This window comes from Nocardiopsis sp. CNZ308 (genome assembly GCF_004217075.1).
This window is the reverse complement of record NZ_SHKJ01000001.1, coordinates 5278678-5298420: the sequence shown is the minus strand read 5'-3', so window position 1 is coordinate 5298420 and position 19743 is coordinate 5278678. Positions and strand designations below refer to the sequence as shown.

The following is a 19743-nucleotide window of genomic DNA, read 5'->3' as shown; positions in this document are numbered from 1 at the left end:
GGTCGGATACCGACGGCGCCGGGGCCCCGCCCCTTCCCCGCCGGGCGTTCGGGACCCCACTCCCGCGAACGAGCGACCGCCTGACCATGCGCAGGGACGCCCCGAACGGGGAGGCCGCCGCGGCCTCACCGACCCCGGTGCGCGCCAGGACGAGACCCCCAGGAGAAGAGATGACGAGCGAGGTCGCGGAGCAGGTCGACGAGAAGGACCTGCGGCGGGGTGTGTTCGCCGGGGCGGTGGGCGTCTTCGTCCACTGGTTCGACTGGGCCGTCTACGCCTACCTGGCCACCACCATGGCGCAGGTGTTCTTCCCCGAACAGGACGGCACCACCGCCCTGCTGTCGGTCTTCGCGGTCTTCGCCGTGGCGTTCTTCGTGCGCCCGCTGGGCTCGGTGCTCTTCGGCCACCTCGGTGACCGCTTCGGGCGCAAGACCACGCTGTCGATCGTCATCATCTCGATGGCGGCGGGCACGCTCATGCTCGGGCTGCTGCCCAGCTACGAGTCCGTCGGCATCCTCGCGCCGATCCTGCTGGTGGTCGCCCGCATCATCCAGGGGCTCGCCGCGGGCGGGGAGTTCGGCTCGGCCGCGGCCTTCCTCGCGGAGTTCTCGCCGCCCAAGCGCCGCGGGTTCGGGTGCTCCTGGATCGAGTTCGGCTCGGTCGCCGGGTTCCTGTGCGCGTCGTTCGCCGTGTGGGCCCTGCACGCGTCCTTCCCGGCCGAGGTCGTCCTGGACTGGGCGTGGCGGATCCCCTTCCTGCTGACAGTGCCCATGGCCGCGGTGGGCCTCTACATCCGCCTGCGCATCGAGGACACGCCCGAGTACCGCGCGCTGGAGGACATGAACAACGTCCCGAGCCAGCCGGTCGTCGAGGTGTTCCGCTCCAACGGCAGGCAGTTCCTCCAGACGGTCGGCATCGAGACCTTCATGAACTCCACCTTCTACATCGTCCTGGTGTACCTGATCACCTACCAGGAGGAGATCGTGGGCGTGCCCGCCGACCGGGCGGCCCTGCTCTCCGCGGTGGCCTCGGTCGTCGCCATGGGGATCATCCCGCTCTCGGGCAGGGTGTCGGACCGCGTGGGCCGCAAGCCGGTGCTCTACACCGCCGCCGCGCTGCTGATCGTGGCCGCCGTGCCGCTGTTCTGGCTGATGCAGGTGCAGACCTCCTGGGCGGCGTTCGCCGCGACCTTCGGCCTGGCCGCGATCCTGGCGGTCATCCTGGGCACCCACGCGTCGGCGGTGGCGGAGCTCTTCCCGACCCGGACCCGGCAGAGCGGGCTGTCGATGGCCTACAGCGTCGCCGGGGCGTTCTTCGCCGGAACCCTGCCGTACCTGATGACCTGGCTGATCTCCCTCACCGGCAGCAGCATGGTCCCCGCCTTCACCATGATCGTGATCGGCGTCATCGGCGCGGTCACACTGCGCACCATGCCCGAGACCAGCGGCTCCGACCTGCTGCACGAGAGCGACCGGGCCCCGCGCTGAGCCCTCCCCCACCTGTCCGGGTCCGGCCGCGGCCGGACCCGGGGGGCGGTGCCCGCGCGGCCGGGGGAGGCACGCGGGACGCACCCGCCCCGAACACACGCGTTGACCAGAGCCTGGAGGCTGTGCATGTCACTGGAAGAGATCGAGGTCGTCGTCGTCGGAGGGGGGCAGGCCGGAATCGCGATGAGCGAGCACCTCAGCGACCGCAGGGTGCCCCACGTCGTCCTGGAGAGGAACCGTGTGGCCGAGCGCTGGCGCTCGGAGCGGTGGGACTCGCTGGTCACGAACGGGCCCGTCTGGCACGACCGGTTCCCCGGACTGGAGTTCACCGGTCTGGACCCCGAGGACTTCGCCTCCAAGGACGGCGTCGCGGACTACCTGGCGACCTACGCCGAGAAGATCGGCGCGCCGATCCGGTGCGGGGTCGAGGTGACCTCGGTGCAGCGCAACACCGGACGCCGGGGGTTCCGGGTCCGGACCTCGGACGGTGACATCGACGCCCGCTACGTCGTGGCCGCCACCGGCCCGTTCCAGCGGCCGGTCGTCCCCCCGCTCGTCCCCGAGGACTCGGGTCTGGTCCAGCTCCACTCCAGCGCCTACCGCAACCCCGGGCAGCTGCCCGAGGGCGGCGTGCTCGTGGTCGGGTCGGGCTCCTCGGGGGTCCAGATCGCCGACGAACTCCGTGCCAGCGGCCGACGGGTGTACCTCTCCGTCGGTCCGCACGACCGCCCGCCGCGCAGATACCGGGGGCACGACTTCGTCTGGTGGCTGGGCGTCCTCGGCAAGTGGGAGGCCTCGGCCCCCGCGCAGGGCGCCGAGCACGTCACGATCGCGGTCAGCGGCGCGCACGGCGGCCACACCGTGGACTTCCGGGCCCTGGCCGGGCGCGGCGTCACGCTGGTCGGCCGGACGGAGTCCTTCGACGCCGGAACCGTCCGCTTCGCGCCCGACCTGCGGGACAACATCGCCCGCGGCGACGCCAACTACCTGTCGCTGCTGGACGAGGCCGACGCCTACGTCGAACGCAACGGACTCGACCTGCCCGAGGAGCCCGAGGCCCGCGTCCTGGGCGCGTACCCGGAGTCGGTGACCGACCCCCTCACCGAACTCGACCTCGCCGCCGCCGGGATCGGGACCGTCCTGTGGGCGACCGGCTTCACCGCCGACTACGGCTGGCTGCGGGTGGACGCGTTCGACGAGAACGGCAGGCCCCGGCACCAGCGCGGGGTCTCCTCCGAGCCCGGCGTCTACTTCATGGGGCTGCCGTGGCAGTCCCGCCGCGGTTCGAGCTTCATCTGGGGGGCCTGGCACGACGCCAAGTACGTGGCCGACCAGATCTGCATCCAGCGCGGCTACATGGAACACCACGACGCGCACCCGCACCCGTCCCACACCCAGGGGTGATCACACCTTGACCACGCACACGCGCATCCGCAAGTTCAACACCAGGGACACCTACCCCGAGCAGAACCTCGACAACGACCTGTGCCAGGCGGTGGTGGCCGGAGGGGTCGTGTACCTGCGCGGCCAGATCGGCCAGGACCTGGACACCCGGGAGTCCGTGGGCGTCGGCGACGTCCGCGCGCAGACCGAGAAGGCCATGGCCAACATCGACCTCCTGCTCAGGGAGGCGGGCAGCGGTCTGGAGGACATCGTGAAGGTGACCGTCTACCTCACCGACCCGCGCTACCGCGAGGAGGTCTACCGCGAGATGGGGCGCTGGTTGAAGGGGGTCCACCCGGTCTCCACGGGCATCGTCGTCCAGGCCCTGGCCCGGCCCGAATGGCTCGTGGAGATCGACGCGACCGCCGTGATCTCGGGAGGCGGGAAGTGACCTTCTCCATCGCGGCCCACCAGGACGGCAGGTTCGGCATCGCCGCGTCCTCGTCCTCCCCCGCCGTCGCCGCGCGGGTCGTCCACCTGCGCGACTCCGTCGGAGCGGTCGCCTCACAGAACATCACCGACCCCCGGCTGGGAACGGCGCTGCTGGACCGGCTCGCGGCGGGCGCGAGCCCCCGGGCCGCGCTCGACGCCGTGACCGGCACCGCACCGGACATCGCCTACCGGCAGCTCACGGTGGTGGACGCCTCCGGCGCCGCGGCCACGTTCAGCGGCGGCCTCACCCTCGGCGTCCACGGCGAGGCCACCGGCCCCCACTGCGCCGCCGCCGGGAACATGCTCTCGGACCCGGGCGTCCCCGCGGCCATGTGCGAGGCCTTCGCCTCGGCCCGGGGGGAGCTGGAGGAACGCCTGCTCACCGCCCTGGCCGCGGGCCTGGCCGCCGGAGGCGAGGCCGGACCGGTCTACTCCGCGGGCCTGTCCACCGTGTCCGCGCACGGCTGGCGCGACACGGACCTGCGCGTGGACTGGCGGGAGGACCCGATCGGGGAGTTGGCGGAACTGCTCGGGGTCTGGCTCCCCCAGCGCGACGACTACGTCCGGCGCGGCCTGGAACCGGCCGCCTCACCGGGATACGGGGTGCCGGGCGATGACCGCTGAACCCGGCGCGCTGCCGAGCGCCGCGGAGCACCTGCCGCACCTGGTCTCCTACTCCGAGACGCTGCACGCCCACCCCGAGACCGCCTGGGAGGAGCACCGCGCGGCGCGGTGGACGGCGGAGCTGCTGGAGCGGTTCGGTTTCGCCGTGGACGCCGCCTACCTCGGCTTTCCCACCGCGCTGCACGCCTCCTACGGGTCCGGTCGGCGCCGGGTCGGCTTCGTCGTGGAGTACGACGCGCTGCCCGGCCTGGGCCACGCCTGCGGGCACAACCTGATCGCCGCGATGTCGGCGGGCGCGGCGATCGCGCTGCGCCCCTGGGCGGATCCGCTCGACCTGCGCATCGACGTGATCGCCTCTCCGGCCGAGGAGGGCGGCGGCGGCAAGATCGAACTGCTGGACGCCGGAGCCTTCCGGGACCTGGACCTGGCGCTGATGGCCCACCCCGGGCCGGTGGACGCGCCGCGGGCCGAGCCCTACGCCGTCGCCCACGACCACGTCCGCTTCACCGGCCGGTCGGCCCACGCCGCCGCCTACCCGCACGAGGGCCGCAACGCCAACGACGCCTTCGTGGTCGCCCAGGTGGCCCTCGGCCTGCTGCGCCAGCAGCTCCCGCCGGGCACCCGCGTCCACGGGATCCAGACGGTGGGCGGGCAGGCGCCCAACGCCATCCCCGCCGTGACCGAGGGCCGCTGGTACACCCGGGCCGAGAGCCTGGAGCAGCTGGAGCCGCTGCGCCGCCGGGTGGAACAGTGCTTCCGGGCCGGAGCGCTGGCGACCGACACCGCCCTGGAGTTCACCCCGGAGTCGCAGCCCTACTCGGAGTTCCGCACCGACGAGCGCGCCCTGGAGATCTACACGCGTCACGCCCTCGCGCTCGGGCGGCGGTTCGACGCGCCCCCCGAACACCAGACGATGAACCGGGCCTCGACCGACATGGGCAACGTCTCCCAGCACGTTCCGGCCATCCACCCCTACATCGGCCTGGGCTGCTTTCCGGTCAGCAACCACCAGCCCGAGTTCGCCGCCGTCTGCGTGGGGGAGGCCGCCAACGGGGTCATCGCCGACGGCGCCACGCTGCTCGCCCGCACGGCGCACGAGTACTTCGCCGCCCCGGCGTCGGAGTCCGGCCCCCTGCGGGCCGGGTGACCCGGGGCGGGCTCAGTCGATCGCCCCGATCACGCGGGCGGGGACTCCCCCGACCAGGGTGCGGGCGGGGACGTCGCGGGTGACCACCGCGCCCGCGGCGACCACGGAACCGGCGCCGATGGTCACCCCCTGCGTGATCACGGCGGCCGCTCCGATCCAGACGTCGTCCCCGATGGTGATCGGGGCGAAGGAGAGGTACTCGCGGCGCTCGGCGAGGGGCAGGGGGTGCCCGCCGGTGATGAGGCTGACCCTCGGCGCGATCATGACACGGTCGCCGACGCGGATGCCGCCCCTGTCCATGAACGTGCATCCCTGGTTGACGAAGACGTCCTCCCCGAACGCCGTGTCGAGCCCGTACTCGGTGAAGAACGGCGGGTAGATCGTCACCGACTCCGGCAGCGGGCCGCCGAACACAACGGAGAGTAGTTCGGCGCGGCCCTCGCTGTCGCTGAACGGCAGCACGTTCAGCCGGGACGTCGCGTCGGTCACCTCCGCGATGCGCTCCGCGTGACGTGCGAACTCGGGTGTCTGGACGTACATGACCTGCTCTGTGCGTGTGGACATGCGCTGATCCCACCACCCCGCGCGACGCCCGGTCAAACAACCGCACGGCCCACCGGATACAACCACCAGTTGTAACAGTAGGCTGGGGTCGTGGATGTCGAAGCGCTGCGCACGTTCGTGGCCGTCGCCGGGACCGGCCAGTTCCAGGCAGCGGCGGAGGAGCTCGGGATCAGCCAGCAGGCGGTCTCCAAGCGGATCGCCGCCCTGGAGCGACACCTCGGGGTCACGCTCCTGGTGCGGACCTCCCGGGGCTCCAGGCCGAGCCTGGACGGGCGGGTCCTGCTGCCGCACGCCCGGAGGGTCCTCGCGGCCCTGGAGCAGGCCGAGCGGGCCGTGCGCCCCGGCAGCCGCCCCCTGCGCGTGGACGTGCTCAACCGGCGCATCGCCCCGGCCCAGGCCGTCTACCGGTTCTACCGCTCCCACCCGGGGGCGGACCTGGACGCGGTCACGCTGAGCGGGGAGAACGCCGTCCAGGCCGCCCGGGCGGTGCTCGAAGGAACCGTCGACGCGTCCTTCCGCGCCCTGGCGGCGGAGCGGGTCCCGGCCGGGGTCAGCGGCGAACGGCTCCTGGACGTACCCCTGGAGCTGCTGGTCGGGCCCGCCCACCCGTTGGCGGGGGCACGCGAGGTCAGGCCCGCGGACCTGGCCGGCCACCGGATCTGGATCCCCGGGATCAGGCCGGACACGGAGTGGGCGGAGTTCTACCGCGCGCTGTCGGAGGCCTTCGGCCTGAGCATCGACGCGCTGGGCCCCAACTTCGGTGACGAGGCCCTGATGGACGCGCTGGCCGACTCCGCCTCCCTGGCCACCCTCGTCGGCAGCGGGGACCGGTACCTGTGGCCGCAGAGCCACGACCTGCGGCGCGTCCCCCTGCGCGACCCGACCCCGGTCTACCCGCACGTGCTGCTGTCCCGCAGCGGGGAGCGGCACCCCGTGCTGAGCGCGCTGCGCGAGTACCTGCGCGCCTCGGGCCCGCGAACCCCGGGTGAGGTGTGGGCCCCGGACTGGGTGGTCCGCCGCGCGGACGACTGATCCGGCGAACCCGCTCCAGACCGTCCGCGACGGACGGTCGGCGGGATCGCCGCCCCGACCCGTACCCGGCGGACGGTGCTCCGCGGCGGCTCGGGACCGGGCTGGAGCGCGACCGCTCGTGGGCCGCGCCCGACAGCGCCCGCACGACCTGTCGTTTGGCGTGGCGCGGGCACGGATGGCAACTTGGCCCCATGAGCACGATCGACGACACCATCGCCCTGGCCGCCGCCCACGGCCTGCACCTGTCCGCGGAGGACGCCACGGTGAACGAGGCGGGCCTGGACTACCGCGTCGTCATGGCCCGCGACGCGACCGGCCGGAGGTGGGTGCTGCGCGTACCGCGCTGCGCCGACGTCTCCGGGGGCATGGCCGCCGAGACGCGCATCCTCGACCTGGTCGCCCCGGTCCTGGCCGGGGACGGCGTCGCGGTCCCCGACTGGCGGGTCCGCTCCCCCGAGCTGATCGCCTACCCGGCCCTGCCCGGCGACCCGGGCCTGACCCTGACCGACGCCGGGGAGCCCGTCTGGCACATGGACCCCGCCAGCCCCGACTACGCCGAGCGCCTGGGGCGTCTGCTGGCCCGCCTGCACTCGATCACGCCGGAGCGGGCCGAGGCGGCGGGCGTCGAGGTCCGTACCCCGGCCCGGGTACGTCAGGCGTGGCGGGACGACATCGCCCGCGTGAGCGAGGCCTTCACCGTCTCCCCCGCCCTGACCGAGGCCTGGAGGGCGTGGCTCGATGACGACACCTGCTGGCCCGAGCGGACCGTGATGACCCACGGCGAGATCTACCCCGCGCACGTGCTGCTCGACGGGCAGGGTGCGATCACCGGGGTCCTGGACTGGACGACCGCCCGCGTGGACGACCCCGCGCGCGACCTGTCCGCCCAGTACGGCGCCGCGGGCGAAGAGATGCTGCGGGCCACCCTCACCGCCTACGAGCGGGCGGGTGGGCACGTCCACCCCGGCCTGGCGGCGCAGGCCAGGTGCCTGTGGGACGCCTCCCCGATCGGGTACGCCCTGTACGCGCTGACCACCGGCGCTGACGCCGACATGGCCGCCGCGGCGGCGGTGCTGGACCCTGAAGGCTGACGCGCCGCCCGGTCCGGGAGGGCGGGCCCTCGCCGTTCCCGGACAACCGTGGGGGTGCGTCGAGGTGGATCGAGCCCCACCGCGTTCGACGGTAACCGTCACCGGGACCCGAAGAGGAAACCGATCAGGCGTGCCGAGCAGCGGAGCGTCTCCCGGGCTTCCCCCGCCTCGGAGGGAAGCCCGGCCCGGTCCGGCTCGGCGTCCGCGCAGGGCGCCCTCTGGCACGGCACGGCTCCGCGTTTCGGCGGACTCACCCCGGCCGACGGCACCAAGGGTTCTCCGCTATACAGGAAAACCGAGCTTTCGGTACTCCACCGCCTGCAGAACTCCTATGAATTCGCAATCACCGGTATCCCGATCCACCCTGATGGGAGCGTTCCCAATGAAGCGCTCCTCCCATTTTCCCTCCTCCAGGAAGCCGATCGAATCCCAGGGAAGGACAACGTACTTTTCATGACAGAAAATATCCTGCTCCGATATCATCCCTCCCTGGAGAATTAATTCACCAACCGCGTCATCAAAGAATTTTCTGCCGACTTCAATTGCCTCTTCTTTTGTCATCATGGAGCACATGTCCTCATCAGGAGACGGCAGCGTTAGCACGCTTCGTGGTTTGCGAACCCCATCTGCATGCTACGACCAGGGGCGATCTGGTATCCCGGAAATCTGCCACCACCGGATCCGATCGCCGAGCCCTCACGCCGAACCCATCCCGAGACAATCAGCTTCACGGAGTTGGAGGCGGCCCGTACGGTCGTTCGACCCGAATTACCAAACGGACCGCACGGGCAACTTCCGCACTCCACCCGCGCAGGGCGATTAGTTACGAATGTCGGACGAGGTTCGCGCGCAGCACCTCTTCGAGGTTCAGCTCCACCTCGCGCGTGTGAACCCCGGCCGCGAGCGCTGCCCGGGCAAGCTCTCCAGACGCGGGAGTGAACGTTTCGCCGAGCAGGCGGTTTTCCGCGCGCAGTGCGCCCTCAAGCGTGCCGTCGGCCGCGTCGATCGCTTCGGTAGCCGCGGCGCGGACACCGTCGGGCAGAGAGGCGATGGCCAGTGCGACCCACTCAACATATTCATCCAGTTCCGCGGCGGGCAGAGCTCGGTTCACCCAACCCCACCGCTCGGCAGTCGCCGCGTCGACGAGCCCGCCTGTCAGCACGATCTCGAGAGCGCGAGCGCGACCCACGAGGCGGGGCAGGTGGGCAGTTGCACCGGCTCCGGGGACGATGCCGATCAGCGCCTCGAACTGGCCGAACGCCGCAGTCTCAAGGGCCGCGAATCGCAGATCCAGGCTGGAGACCAGCTCGGCTCCACCGCCACGGGCGAGTCCCGCTACCTTGGCGATGGTGGTCTGGGGCAGACGCCGCCAGCGTTCATGAAGCCGCATCATCGGGCCCGTCCCGACAAGGGTCTCCTCCGCGACCGGGAGGGCGGCGTAGGTCGCGGGGTCCTCCACGAATGACAGGTCGCCGTGCGCCAGGAAGAACTCCGGATTAGCGCTCTGGACCACGATGACGTGCAGATCGGGATCATTCTCGGCCGATGCGGCGACGGCGTCCAGGTCGAGCATGAGCTGCGCCGTCATCAGGTTGACGGGCGGAACATCAATCGAGACCCATAGCACTCCGTCCTGGCGCTTGAGATTGAGGCTGGGCAGGGACTGTTCGGTCATGAGATTCCTCTGGATTGCCGGTATCTCTGGTATACCTGGTACATGACAGGTACTTCAAAGAAACCTGGTATCCGCGAAGATCGGGCCGATCACGAGACCATCGTCGGCCCGCAGCGCGAACTCCTGGATCAGCTGCTGGACAAGTGGGGTCATCTGCTGCTGGCCGCGTTGTGCCGGCAGCCGCGACGCTTCAACGAGCTCAAGAGGGAGCTCGACGGGGTCACTCAGAAATCGCTGACGCAGGCACTGCGACGGTTGGAGCGCAACGGCCTCGTCCAGCGCCGGGTACTGATGCAACGCCCCGTTGCTGTGGAGTACCGGATCACACCGCTGGGCCGCACGCTCGAGGAGCCCTTCTCGATCCTGCGCTCCTGGACCGCCGACCACCTCCCCGAAGTCGAACGGCACAGGGAGGCGTTTGACAAAGGCGCGGACACCCTTCACTGATTTTTTCGGGATGGGTTCGGTGTGAGGGCTTGGCGGTCGGATCCGGTGAAGGCTGACGCGCCGCCCGGTCCGGCGATGGCATGCCCGCCCGGGGCGGAAAAGCGCGCCGTTCCCTCTCACGACCGGTCCGACCCGTCGCGGCCCGGAACAGGGGCACAACGGCGTTGTCCCACAGGTCGGAGACGGCGCGGACGGTCTCGCGGTCGAAGGTGCGCGCGTCGCGTGCGGCCTCGGCGATCTGGATGACGGAGCGGTCCACCAGGGCGCCCAGCGCCGCGAGGGCCGGTTCGTCGGACCGAGGGGGTTCGGGAGGTCGGGGGTCCATGACCGAACCCTGGCACAGGGCCTCGACGCGGGCGCCACCGGCTACCGGACGGTGAGCTTGCGCTCCCGGGGGTCGAAGGCCACCGTCCTGGCGTCGGAGCGCAGGGCCCGCACGATCGCGTCCACCACCTCGTCCACGGGGTGGGGCTCGGGCAGGTTCGCGGGCGCGGTCCCGGCCAGGGGGCGGTCGGCGAGGCCGGTGTCCATGTGCGGCGCGCGCACGTCCAGGGCCGCGACGTGCCTGGTCCGGTAGTCCGCGCGGGCGGCGGTCAGCCAGGCCGACAGGGCGGCCTTGCTGGCCGAGTAGGCCGCCATGCCGTGGGTCGGGTACTCGGCGGTCACGGCGGTGACCGCCGCCACCGCCCCGCCGGGCTTGACCGCGCCGACCGCCGCGCGCAGCATCGCCATCGGCGCGAGGGTGTTGACCTGGAACATCTTCTCGACCGCGGCGTCCTCGATGCCGGACCCGGAGTCGGAGCCGGTGTCGAAGGCCACGACGCCGAAGGCGATGACCAGCCCGTCCAGTCCGCCCTGCTCCTCGGCGGTGCGGCGCACGAGGGCGGCGCAGCCCTCGGTGTCGGCCGCCTCGAACACGGCCGTGGAGGACCCGTCGAGTTCCCGCGCGAGCGCGTCGAGCGCCTCCTCGTCGCGTCCGGCGAGGACGACCCGCGCGCCCTCCCGGTTCAGTGCCCTGCTGATGTGCTTGCCGAGTACGCCCGTGGCCCCGGCCACCAGGACGCGGGCTCCCTCTAGATCCATACGACCAGTATTTCCGCAGGTGGCGGGGGGACTGGGCACCGACACGCGTCCCGGCGGAGCCTCCGGCGACCAGCGGTACTCGGCGGGAGGGGCGGCGGAGGGAAGGTCAGCGGTGGGACGGTTCCGCTGAGAGCCGGTCAGCGGTAGGAGGCCCCCGGCCGGACGTTCACACGAGCACGAAGGCCGCCAGGACCACCGCCAGCAGCACCACGTAGGAGACCGCGTGCACCCGGTCGGGCACCCGGCCCACCAGGCGGCGGGTGACGGCGATGGCGGGCAGCGACCCGGCGAGCAGGAGGGCTCCGGCCACGAGGTCCACCGAACCCAGGTGGCCGGGCCCGGTGCCTCCCCCGTCGCCGAACAGCGCGTACACCGCCGTGCCCGCCACCGCGACGGGGAGGCTGAGCGGGTTGGCCATCGCGGTCGCCTCCCCCATCGGCAGGCCCCGGCGGCGCAGCAGGGGGACGGTCATGACGCTGCCGCCCACACCGAGGAAGCTGGTCACCGCGCCGATCGCGACCCCGCCCGCCGTGGTGGTGCGCCGCCCCAGCAGTCGGGGCCCGGCGTCGGGGTCGCGGGTCAGGAAGCCCTTGCGCAGGAGGGTGTCGAGCAGGGTGACGGCGATGTAGGCGATGAACAGCACGCGCTGGGCCCCTCCCCCGACGACCGTGGCGACCAGGGAGCCCAGCACCGCGCCGACGCCGATGTAGGCGGCCAGCGGCCACACGTAGTCGCGGCGCAGCCGCCCGGCCCGGTGCTGGGAGAGGGTGGCGGTGAGCGCGTTGACGACCATCACGGCGGTGGAGGTGGCCACGGCCACGGCCATCGGGTCCACGCCGGGGTCGGCCTGGGCGCGGGTGACGTAGTAGACGACGGGGACGACCACGAAGCCGCCGCCGAAGCCGAACAGGACGGTGGTGACGCCGGTCAGCAGGCCCAGGGCGAGCAGGGGAAGGACGAAGGTGAGCACCCGGACCACGTTAGGCAGACGGTGGTTGGCGCGCTTTCGAAGGAACGCCACTGTCCTTCGCGCAGCGGACAACACCCGATAGCTTCGGTCCCGTGCGCAACATCCCCGTCGCCGAGGTGGACTCCATCGACCGGCCCGTGCTGGCGATCGGCACCGACTACCCGCCCGAGCACGTGCTGCCCGCCCACCAGCACCGGCGGGCGCAGTTCCTCTACGGGGCGACGGGGGTGATGCGGGTCCAGACCGCGGACGGGGAGTGGACCGTGCCGCCGCACCGGGCCGTGCTGATCCCGGCCGGGACCGATCACCGGGTGGTCATGACGGGGGTGAGCACGCGCAGCCTGTACCTGGAGCCGAGCGCGGTCGCGTGGTTCCCGGGGCGCTGCCAGGTGGTGGAGGTGTCGCCGCTGCTCCGGGAACTGCTGTTGACGGCGGTGGACCTGGAGCCGCGCTACTCCCCGCACGGCCGGGACGCGGCGGTGTTCGCGCTGGTGCTGCACGAACTGCGTCGGCTCGTGCCGCTGCCGCTGGACCTGCCGATGCCGGGGCACGAGGGGTTGCGGGAGATGTGCGAGGAGTTCCTGGGAGCGCCGGACGTGCACGATCCGCCCGCGCGGTGGGCGGGGCGGTTGCACGTCAGCGAGCGGACGGTGCACCGGCTCTTCCGGGCGGAGACGGGGATGAGCTTCGCGCAGTGGCGGCAGCGGGCCTGCGTGCTGCACGCGCTGCCGCTGTTGGCCAGAGGTGAGCCGGTGACCAGGGTGGCGACGGGGTTGGGGTACGAGAGCCCGTCGGCGTTCTCCACGATGTTCCTGCGCGTGCTGGGGTCATCGCCCCGGGACTACGCGGCGGGACAGTGAGCGGCCCCGCCCGGTGCGTCTGGGCGGGGCCGGTCGTGTCTGTGGACTACTGGGCGCGAACGGCGCTGACCAGGGCGGTCCACTCGACGGTGGGGGTCGCGAGGTGCCCCAGATCACGGTTCTGGGTGTCACGGAACAGGACGGCGGCCTGATCGCGACGGGCCTCCACGCAATTGCCACCGGTGCCGTTGCTGTAGCTGGACTTGCTCCAAGCCTCAGTCATCATGCGATCATGCCTCGAATCTCTTCCATGAGAAATCCGTTCACGTGCTGACGCTACCGACCGCGTACCGCACCCAACAGGGCCGTCCACTCGGCAGCCGGAGCGGCCAGGTGGCCGAGCGGCCGGTTCTGGGTGTCGCGGACCAGGACGGCCGCCTGGTCACGACGGGCTTCCACGCAGTTGCCGCCCTCGGCGTTGCTGTAGCTGGACTTGTTCCAGTCCTCGGTCATCATGTGATGCTGCCTCGAATCTCTTCCATGCGGGACCGTGACGAGGGCACCGGCAGGGCGGCGCTCCTGAGCTCCGCGAATGTCCGGTCGTAGCTTGCCACAACGTCCGGCTGCTTCAGTGACACCCCTGTCCTCTGGCTTTCGACATAGGCGAATGTGCCCGCGTCGGGCACGTCTATCAGCGTAAAGGACCCGCCCAGACCCGGATGTCCCTCGGTCGCGATCGGCACGATCTGAAGCTTCATGCGCGGGCGATAGGACAGGTCAATGAGGTGATCGATCTGTTCCTTCATCACCTCCGGCTTCCGGAACCGTCGCAGCAGCACCACCTCGTCCAGGAGCACCGTGATCGTCGGCGGGTGGGGCCGGTCCAGGATCTGTTGTCGGTACTTCCTGGTCTTCACGATCTGGTCGATGGTCTCCGTGGTGGCTTCGGGGTTGGCGATTTCGTTGATGGCCCGCACGTACCCCTCGACCTGGAACAGCCCAGGAACCAGGCCGTGGGAGTATTCGCGGATCTTGGGAGCCATCTGCTCCGCCTCGGCCACCTCTCGGAAGTACGCGGTCACCCCGGCTCCGGAGAACACCGCGTCCCACGCGTCCACGAGCATGCCCCGGGCGGTAAGGGCTTTGTCGAGACGTACTACTGGATCTCTCCGTGTCCCCTTTTTCCCGCGTTCCAAATCGCTGACGGTGCTCTGTGACACCACAGCCAGGGAAGCGAGTTCCTGCTGAGTAAGACCCGCCTGACCTCGGAGTTTGCGGAGCAACTTGCCGAAACGAAGCTGTGCAGCCTTGTCGGCATCTTCTTCTTGCACCATCACACCACCAGGCCAACCAAAAATATCGCTGGCCATAGAAGTTTTACCGTCTTAGGTAATAAGCATAGCGCCAAAGACAGACCAGTTGGCAAGGTTCGTGACGAAGCAAATACAGAAAGCTTCGCAGCCCATATCGGGCCAAATATCTACAAGGGCATGAAAAAGCCCCGGAGACCGAAGGTGAGAGCGATCTCCGAGGCAAGGTGCCCCACCCCGAAACCCCCGAGGTGAGACATGAACAAGCCTATCGTCCAGGTCCCGACGCTTCCACGCCGACTGTGTGGAACCAGCACCAAATCAGGCATTCTGCTCGGCCCCGAACTCGGCCACGTCAAGATCGCCCGCCGCTGGGCCGCCCAGGCCACCCGCTCCCGGCCGAGCCTGGCCGAACCCGTCAGCATCGCCGTATCGGAAATGGTCACGAACGCGCTGCGTCACTCGGCGTCCGGACTCCCCGGAGGCAGCATCCGCGTCGAGATCGAGCGCACCTCACGCCACCTCGAACTCCGGGTCACCGACAACGGCCCCCGCCCCGGAGACGAACCCAGCTTCCCGGCCGTGCCCGACCCCGAACCCCTGCGCCCCAGCGGCAACGGGCTACGCCTGGTCGAGGCCCTGTGCTCCTACTGGGACTGGAAACAGCACTCCTGCGGCGCGATCACGGTCCGCGCCGTCTTCCCCTGGTAACCCGCTCCCCCGGCGGACCAGCCCTTCCAGGCTCCGCACCACCCGACCTGTCCCCCGGGCCGGTGCGGACGGGCCGGTGCCCTGCGCACCAGCCCGAAGCCCCGCCTCCTCCTTCCCCGGGGAGGCGGGGCCACCCGATCGACCACTCACACAACACCGGACACGGAAAGCCCCTCATGCCCGACTACAGCTACCTCCTCGACGGCCGCCCCGACGTCCTCACACCCAGCGAAGTCGCCGCCCTGTTCAACATCCGCCCCCGCAGCCTCCACCGAGGCGAATGGGACAACGTCCTCAAACCCTTCCGCACCCCCGGCGGAGCACGCCGCTACCCCAAAGAACACATCGCGGCACTCCTCAACCAGCCGGACGATCCCGCTCCCTCCCTGTAGGGCCGCCGCGCCCCGGACCCGCGCATCCGGTCCTGAAGGCGGACCGACCGTGGTCCAGAAGTAGGGCCTGGGCTGACAGGAGTTTCACCACGAGGCCCTGCCGGACTCCGTCACAGCCCGCGGAGACGGCGCCGCCCTGTTCGTTCCGGCTGACGCGGTCGGCGACGCACGGACGGGCGTCACCCACTCCATGTCGCGCTCACCGGCGTCATCGGTGACGCCATGCGCGCCGTGCAGGGGTTCCGTGTCCGCATCGCAGTGCGGATGACCCGCATGGCCAGGGGTCTGGTGATGTGGCTGGGAAGGTCAGAGCGGGGCCAAGGCGCCGGCATCGCCGCGCACGCTCTCGTAGGCGGAGCCGACGCGCACGAGGGTCGCCTCCCCGAGCGGTCGTCCGATGAGCTGGAGGCCGAACGGCAACCCCCCGGAATCGGGGCTGGTCGGTACCGTCAGGGCGGGCAGGCCGGTGAGGTTGGCCGGTGCGCACAGCCTGACATGGGCGTCGGAGACCGTTTCGACACTCGTGTCCGGCCAGTACAGGTGTTCCTGGCCGACCGGTACCGCAGCGACCGGAACGGTGGGCGCGGCTACCACGTCCACCTTCTCCAGCAGCTGTGCCCAGGCAGACCTCATCAGGGTGCGCACCCGCTGCGCTCGCAGGTACTCGGTGGCGGGGACGAGTTCCCCCGCTTCCAGCAGGACGCGCACGTCGAGCCCATAGGACTCCGGGGACCTCCACAGGGTGTCCTGGTGGTAGGCGGCAGCCTCGGGAACCATGATCCCCCACTGGGCCGCGTGCACGGATTCGGCCAGCGGGACCTCGACGCCGACGAGTTCGGCGCCCAGCCCGGCCAGTGCCTCGACGGCCGAGCGCACCGCCTTCTCCACTCCGGGTTCGACCCTGTCGAAGAAGTAGTTCCCGGGCACCCCTATTCGCAGTCCGGTCAGGTCGGTGCCGATGTCCCGGGTACGGTCCTCGACCGGCACCCGCAGCGTCGCCGGGTCCCTGGGGTCGTGTCCGGCGACGGCGTCGAGGACGAGCGCCGCGTCCTCGACCGTGCGGGTGATCGGCCCGACGTGGTCCAGGGTCCACGACAGCGGTATCGCGCCGTGCCGGGACACCAGACCGTGGGTGGGCTTGAGCCCGACCACACCGCACAGAGCGGCTGGGATGCGGATGGAGCCGCCGGTGTCGCTGCCGATAGCGGCGATGGCACCGCCGGAGGCCACCGCCGCCGCCGACCCGCCGCTGGAGCCGCCCGCGACGCGATCGGTGGCCCAGGGGTTGCGCGTGGCGGGGGTGATGGTGCCGTAGGCGAACTCGTGGGTGTGCGTCTTGCCCACCAGTACGGCACCCGCCTTCTTGAGCGCGGCCACCACCGCGCTGTCGGCGTCGGGGACCCGGTTGGCGTGGACACGTGATCCGGCGGCGGTGCGGGTCCCGGCGGTGTCGAAGATGTCCTTGACCGCGACGGGAACGCCGTGGAGCGGGCCGCGGCGCGCGCCCGCGGCGATCTCGGCCCGGGCGCGCTCCGCGGCGCGCATGGCGGCCTCGGGCGTGGGAGTGACGAACGCCGAGACCTCCTCGTCCACGTGCGCGGCACGGGCGAGGACGGACTCGGTGAGTTCGACCGGTGAGAGTTCCTTCGCCGCGATCGCGCGGGAGGCGTCGGCGAGTGTGAGTTCGTAGGGGTGCATGCCGTCCTACTCCTTGTCGTGGACGAAGGCGGGGGGAGTCTCTCCGAGATCGACGTGGCGCAGTGCGGAGGTCACGGAGAGTACGCCGTTGAGCGCCGCGGCGATCGGTGCCGCGCGGTCGGGCGTCAGGGGCGGGCGGGTCCTGCTGGCGAGCAGGACTACGTCGTCGGGTGTGTAGGGCTCGGGCACGTGTGGTCAACTCCTCGGCGTGGCACGGTGGACGATGAACGTGCCGACGGCCGCCAGGGCCGCGAGCGCGATCAGCGCCGCCCCGTAGTAGCCGGTCACGGTGATCAGGGAAAGGGCGTCGACGGCGATGCCCGCGGTGATGGCGGGCAGGCACATCGCCAGGTAGCTCAAGAGGTAGAAGGACGACATGAGTCCCGCCCGCTCGTGAGGGGCGGCCAGCGGGACCACGGTGCGCACCGCGCCCTGGAACCCCGCTCCGAAACCGATTCCGGCCACCGCCGTCCCGGCGAAGAAGGCGGCGCTCAGGCCCAGGTGTGCACCTGCCAGAGTGATGGCGGTCCCCGCCGCCAGGGCCGTCGCGCCGATGAGCATGACTCTGGTGGCCGGAGCGGAACGCAGGACCAGGACCGCGGCGGCCCCGCTGACGGTGAGCGTGAAGACGGCGGCCCCCGCGGTCAGGGGCGCGGTCGATCCGGTCACGGCACGGGTGAGTGAGGGCCCCAGGGAGAGGTAGAAACCGCCCAGGGCCCAGACCGCGATGTCGATGGGAGCGGCCACGAGCATGGCGCTCCGGGCCTGTTCGGGGACGCCGATCGCCGGACGCAGCGAGGCCAGGGCCCCGGGCCTGCGGGGGGCCGTTTCGGCCAGGGCCCGGATCCCGACCGCTTGCGACAGCAGGAGCACGATGAGCACGACGTAGACCAGGCGCATCGGTTCGGGGGCGTACTGCACCAGGGCTCCCGAGCCCAGGGCTCCCGCAGCCATGCCCGCGATCGGGGCGACGCTGTTGACCAGGGGCCCGCGCGCAGGAGAGGTGTCGAGCAGGCCCGCGCCGAGCGCGCCCGTGGCGATCCCGGTCGCCAGGCCCTGGACGACGCGTGCGGCGATCAGTGCACCGGGACCGTCCGCGACGAGGAACACGGCCATGGAGGCCGTTTCGAGGGCGATGGCTCCCAGGACGACCGGGCGTCGGCCCACATGGTCGGAGAGGCGGCCGACCAGAAGCAGTGCCGCGAGCAGCGCCAGGGCGTAGACCCCGAAGACGAAGGTCAGCGTGCTGGAGGGCAGTCCCCAGGTGTCCTGGTAGAGGGCGTACAGCGGAGTGGGCGCGCTGGAAGCGGCCAGGAAGGTGATCAGAACTGCTGCTTGCAGGACCATCGAGCGGCGGGAACGCCGCACGGCGCGGGAGGTCGGCGGTGGACGCATGGTGGTGACTGGCATGACTCTCCTGGAGGACTAACGCAAAGAGTTTGCTTTAACGACGGTAGCCACACGTCACCGCTAAAGCAAATATTGTGCGTTAAGATGGAGGCATGAGTCCGAGCCAGGGGATCCGCACCGGCGGTCGCAGCGCACGCGTCCAGCAGTCGGTACACACAGCCGTCCGAGAGCTGCTCGCCGAGCACGGACGTGCCGAGCTGAGCGTGCCCCTTGTCGCCCAGCGCGCCGGAGTGACCCCTTCGACCGTCTACCGACGGTGGGGAGACCTCCAGGCCCTGCTCTCCGATGTCGCGGTCGAACGCCTGCGCCCCGAGGCCCCGCCCGAGGACACCGGCGCCCTGGAGTCCGACCTCAGGGCATGGGCGCTCCAGTTCCTGGAGGAGATGTCCTCCTCTCCCGGCCGCGGATACGTCCGCGACGTCCTCTCCGGCGGCGACGACTCGACGCACGCGGGCCAGTGCGCCGAGTACACCCGCGAACGGATCGGCGTCATCCTGGAACGCGCGACCGAGCGCGGCGAGCCGGTCCCCGACGCCGAAGCGGTGGTCGACCACGTGGTCGCGCCCATGATGTACCGGATTCTGTTCTCCGCATCGCCCCCCACTCCGGAGTGGGTCGAGGGCCTGCTCCGTGAACTCCTGGCAGACGGCCCGTGAGAGGCTGATGGGTGTCACCGGTGCGGGTGTCGCTGCCCCGGGTGTGGCCTTCGAGTCGCTGACGCCCCGTCGTCACCGTCAGGCCGTCGCGGCACGCACGAGGGTGTCGTAGGTGTCGGTGGTGCGCTCCAGGGCCGCGTCGAGCCCTCGCGCCCACGCGTCGAGTTCGGCCTGGGCGTCCAGGCCGTCGCGGTCGTCATCGACCACCAGTTCCAGCTCGGCGAAGGCGCCCAGGCCCTCGACCAGGTCCACGCACACCCCGATGGGTCCCGCGGTGCCGGTGCGGCGGTGCTTGACGATGCGCGCCGTGGGTTCGTAGCCCAGCGCCAGCAGGGCGCCGTGCATCTGCTCGCGGTCGGCGACGATGGTCTCGTACTCGACGCACTCCATGGCGTTGGTCAGCGGGGTCTTGGTGGTGAGCACGTGCACGCTGCCCTGGGTGCGCAGACGGGCGAAGGTGTGGCCGACCTTGCCCAGCTCCGGACGCCAGCCAGCGGGGGCGTAGGCCTGGTCGTCCTGGTAGACGGGGTCGCTCATGCGCACCCCGGCCTGTTCGAGCGCGGCCAGCAGCGCTTCGAGATCGGCCACCCGGTACTTCGTCTCGATCTCCCGCACCCCAGGCCCCTCGCGTCTCGGCACCACCGTCCCGGCGAGCGTACCGAGACCGCGCCCCACCAGGCGGGAGTTTCGCAAGACGGGCCCATCCCCGCCTGCGCGGGGCTCACGAGTACAACGCCGACCCCACCGTCGACCGCCTCGGTCCATCCCCGC

The 19743-nt window shown here is 71.1% G+C and carries 24 protein-coding genes and 1 CRISPR repeat array (1 of these 25 only partly in view); of the genes, 12 read left to right on the top strand and 12 right to left on the bottom strand.

What is annotated here, in order from left to right; translation table 11 throughout:
* Positions 1–170 precede the first annotated feature (170 nt).
* From EV372_RS22705 to EV372_RS22685, 5 genes are all read left to right on the top strand, one after another.
* Complete coding sequence (locus tag EV372_RS22705; RefSeq protein ID WP_130397677.1) at positions 171–1487, top strand: MFS transporter; 1317 nt, start codon at positions 171–173, stop codon at positions 1485–1487.
* Between the two features lie 126 nt (positions 1488–1613).
* Positions 1614–2891, top strand: coding sequence for a flavin-containing monooxygenase (locus tag EV372_RS22700; RefSeq protein ID WP_130397676.1), 1278 nt, complete (start codon positions 1614–1616; stop codon positions 2889–2891).
* A 7-nt stretch (positions 2892–2898) separates the two neighbouring features.
* A complete protein-coding gene (locus tag EV372_RS22695) occupies positions 2899–3321 on the top strand; it encodes a RidA family protein (RefSeq protein ID WP_130397675.1) in 423 nt (140 codons plus the stop codon).
* Positions 3318–3986 (top strand): DUF1028 domain-containing protein, encoded by a 669-nt coding sequence (locus EV372_RS22690; RefSeq protein ID WP_130397674.1) that lies wholly within the window; start codon positions 3318–3320, stop codon positions 3984–3986. The genes EV372_RS22695 and EV372_RS22690 overlap by 4 nt, the downstream gene beginning before the upstream one ends.
* A complete protein-coding gene (locus EV372_RS22685; protein ID WP_130397673.1) occupies positions 3976–5133 on the top strand; it encodes an amidohydrolase in 1158 nt (385 codons plus the stop codon). The genes EV372_RS22690 and EV372_RS22685 overlap by 11 nt, the downstream gene beginning before the upstream one ends.
* Before the next feature lie 12 nt (positions 5134–5145).
* On the opposite strand, the gene EV372_RS22680 is transcribed toward EV372_RS22685, so the two are convergent.
* Positions 5146–5673: a sugar O-acetyltransferase gene (locus tag EV372_RS22680; RefSeq protein ID WP_130399060.1), complete on the bottom strand. Its 528-nt coding sequence runs from the start codon at positions 5671–5673 to the stop codon at positions 5146–5148.
* Between the two features lie 114 nt (positions 5674–5787).
* Here EV372_RS22680 and EV372_RS22675 point away from each other — a divergent pair, with 114 nt between their 5' ends.
* Positions 5788–6729 carry a LysR family transcriptional regulator gene (locus tag EV372_RS22675; protein WP_130397672.1) on the top strand — a complete coding sequence of 314 codons (942 nt, stop codon included), beginning with the start codon at positions 5788–5790 and terminating at the stop codon, positions 6727–6729.
* Positions 6730–6920: 191 nt separating this feature from the next.
* Positions 6921–7820 carry a macrolide 2'-phosphotransferase gene (locus EV372_RS22670; RefSeq protein ID WP_130397671.1) on the top strand — a complete coding sequence of 300 codons (900 nt, stop codon included), beginning with the start codon at positions 6921–6923 and terminating at the stop codon, positions 7818–7820.
* Positions 7821–8102: 282 nt separating this feature from the next.
* Here the strand turns inward: EV372_RS22670 and EV372_RS22665 are convergent, their stop codons facing one another.
* Both EV372_RS22665 and EV372_RS22660 read right to left on the bottom strand, forming a co-directional pair.
* The gene (locus EV372_RS22665) at positions 8103–8423 is read right to left on the bottom strand and encodes a hypothetical protein (protein ID WP_130397670.1); all 321 of its coding nucleotides are present in this window, start codon (positions 8421–8423) and stop codon (positions 8103–8105) included.
* A 220-nt stretch (positions 8424–8643) separates the two neighbouring features.
* Entirely contained in the window at positions 8644–9495 is an 852-nt protein-coding gene (locus EV372_RS22660; protein ID WP_130397669.1) for an enoyl-CoA hydratase/isomerase family protein, read from the bottom strand.
* Between the two features lie 42 nt (positions 9496–9537).
* Here EV372_RS22660 and EV372_RS22655 point away from each other — a divergent pair, with 42 nt between their 5' ends.
* Positions 9538–9942 (top strand): winged helix-turn-helix transcriptional regulator, encoded by a 405-nt coding sequence (locus EV372_RS22655; RefSeq protein WP_130397668.1) that lies wholly within the window; start codon positions 9538–9540, stop codon positions 9940–9942.
* Positions 9943–10308: 366 nt separating this feature from the next.
* Here EV372_RS22655 and EV372_RS22645 read toward each other — a convergent pair whose 3' ends face one another.
* Complete coding sequence (locus tag EV372_RS22645) at positions 10309–11025, bottom strand: SDR family oxidoreductase (protein ID WP_130397667.1); 717 nt, start codon at positions 11023–11025, stop codon at positions 10309–10311.
* Between the two features lie 166 nt (positions 11026–11191).
* Positions 11192–12004, bottom strand: coding sequence for a sulfite exporter TauE/SafE family protein (locus tag EV372_RS22640; protein ID WP_197044293.1), 813 nt, complete (start codon positions 12002–12004; stop codon positions 11192–11194).
* An 83-nt stretch (positions 12005–12087) separates the two neighbouring features.
* On the opposite strand from EV372_RS22640, the gene EV372_RS22635 reads away from it, so the two are divergent.
* On the top strand, positions 12088–12855 hold the full coding sequence (locus EV372_RS22635; RefSeq protein ID WP_130397665.1) for an AraC family transcriptional regulator: 768 nt from the start codon (positions 12088–12090) through the stop codon (positions 12853–12855).
* Positions 12856–12901: 46 nt separating this feature from the next.
* Here EV372_RS22635 and EV372_RS22630 read toward each other — a convergent pair whose 3' ends face one another.
* From EV372_RS22630 to EV372_RS22620, 3 genes are read right to left on the bottom strand one after another with little or no spacing between them, the layout of a single operon-like run.
* Entirely contained in the window at positions 12902–13081 is a 180-nt protein-coding gene (locus EV372_RS22630; protein WP_130397664.1) for a DUF397 domain-containing protein, read from the bottom strand.
* Positions 13082–13131: 50 nt separating this feature from the next.
* Positions 13132–13311, bottom strand: coding sequence for a DUF397 domain-containing protein (locus EV372_RS22625; RefSeq protein WP_130397663.1), 180 nt, complete (start codon positions 13309–13311; stop codon positions 13132–13134).
* The gene (locus tag EV372_RS22620; RefSeq protein WP_253792988.1) at positions 13308–14165 is read right to left on the bottom strand and encodes a helix-turn-helix domain-containing protein; all 858 of its coding nucleotides are present in this window, start codon (positions 14163–14165) and stop codon (positions 13308–13310) included. The genes EV372_RS22625 and EV372_RS22620 overlap by 4 nt, the downstream gene beginning before the upstream one ends.
* Positions 14166–14363: 198 nt before the next feature.
* Here EV372_RS22620 and EV372_RS22615 point away from each other — a divergent pair, with 198 nt between their 5' ends.
* Positions 14364–14816 (top strand): ATP-binding protein, encoded by a 453-nt coding sequence (locus tag EV372_RS22615; RefSeq protein WP_130397662.1) that lies wholly within the window; start codon positions 14364–14366, stop codon positions 14814–14816.
* A 176-nt stretch (positions 14817–14992) separates the two neighbouring features.
* Positions 14993–15208: a helix-turn-helix domain-containing protein gene (locus EV372_RS22610; protein ID WP_130397661.1), complete on the top strand. Its 216-nt coding sequence runs from the start codon at positions 14993–14995 to the stop codon at positions 15206–15208.
* 306 nt (positions 15209–15514) lie between these two features.
* Here the strand turns inward: EV372_RS22610 and EV372_RS22605 are convergent, their stop codons facing one another.
* Genes EV372_RS22605 through EV372_RS22595 form a run of 3 tightly spaced genes read right to left on the bottom strand, consistent with a single transcriptional unit; the run spans position 15515 to position 18316 of the window.
* The gene (locus EV372_RS22605; RefSeq protein WP_130397660.1) at positions 15515–16906 is read right to left on the bottom strand and encodes an amidase; all 1392 of its coding nucleotides are present in this window, start codon (positions 16904–16906) and stop codon (positions 15515–15517) included.
* 6 nt (positions 16907–16912) lie between these two features.
* Positions 16913–17095, bottom strand: a complete 183-nt coding sequence (locus EV372_RS22600) for a hypothetical protein (RefSeq protein WP_130397659.1) — start codon at positions 17093–17095, stop codon at positions 16913–16915.
* Positions 17096–17101: 6 nt separating this feature from the next.
* On the bottom strand, positions 17102–18316 hold the full coding sequence (locus tag EV372_RS22595) for an MFS transporter (protein WP_130397658.1): 1215 nt from the start codon (positions 18314–18316) through the stop codon (positions 17102–17104).
* A 92-nt stretch (positions 18317–18408) separates the two neighbouring features.
* Here EV372_RS22595 and EV372_RS22590 point away from each other — a divergent pair, with 92 nt between their 5' ends.
* Positions 18409–18972 carry a TetR/AcrR family transcriptional regulator gene (locus EV372_RS22590; RefSeq protein WP_130397657.1) on the top strand — a complete coding sequence of 188 codons (564 nt, stop codon included), beginning with the start codon at positions 18409–18411 and terminating at the stop codon, positions 18970–18972.
* A 78-nt stretch (positions 18973–19050) separates the two neighbouring features.
* Here the strand turns inward: EV372_RS22590 and EV372_RS22585 are convergent, their stop codons facing one another.
* Positions 19051–19587 (bottom strand): CYTH domain-containing protein, encoded by a 537-nt coding sequence (locus EV372_RS22585; RefSeq protein WP_130397656.1) that lies wholly within the window; start codon positions 19585–19587, stop codon positions 19051–19053.
* 81 nt (positions 19588–19668) lie between these two features.
* A CRISPR array of direct repeats spans positions 19669–19743; the repeat unit is 28 nt (it continues 320 nt past the right edge of the window).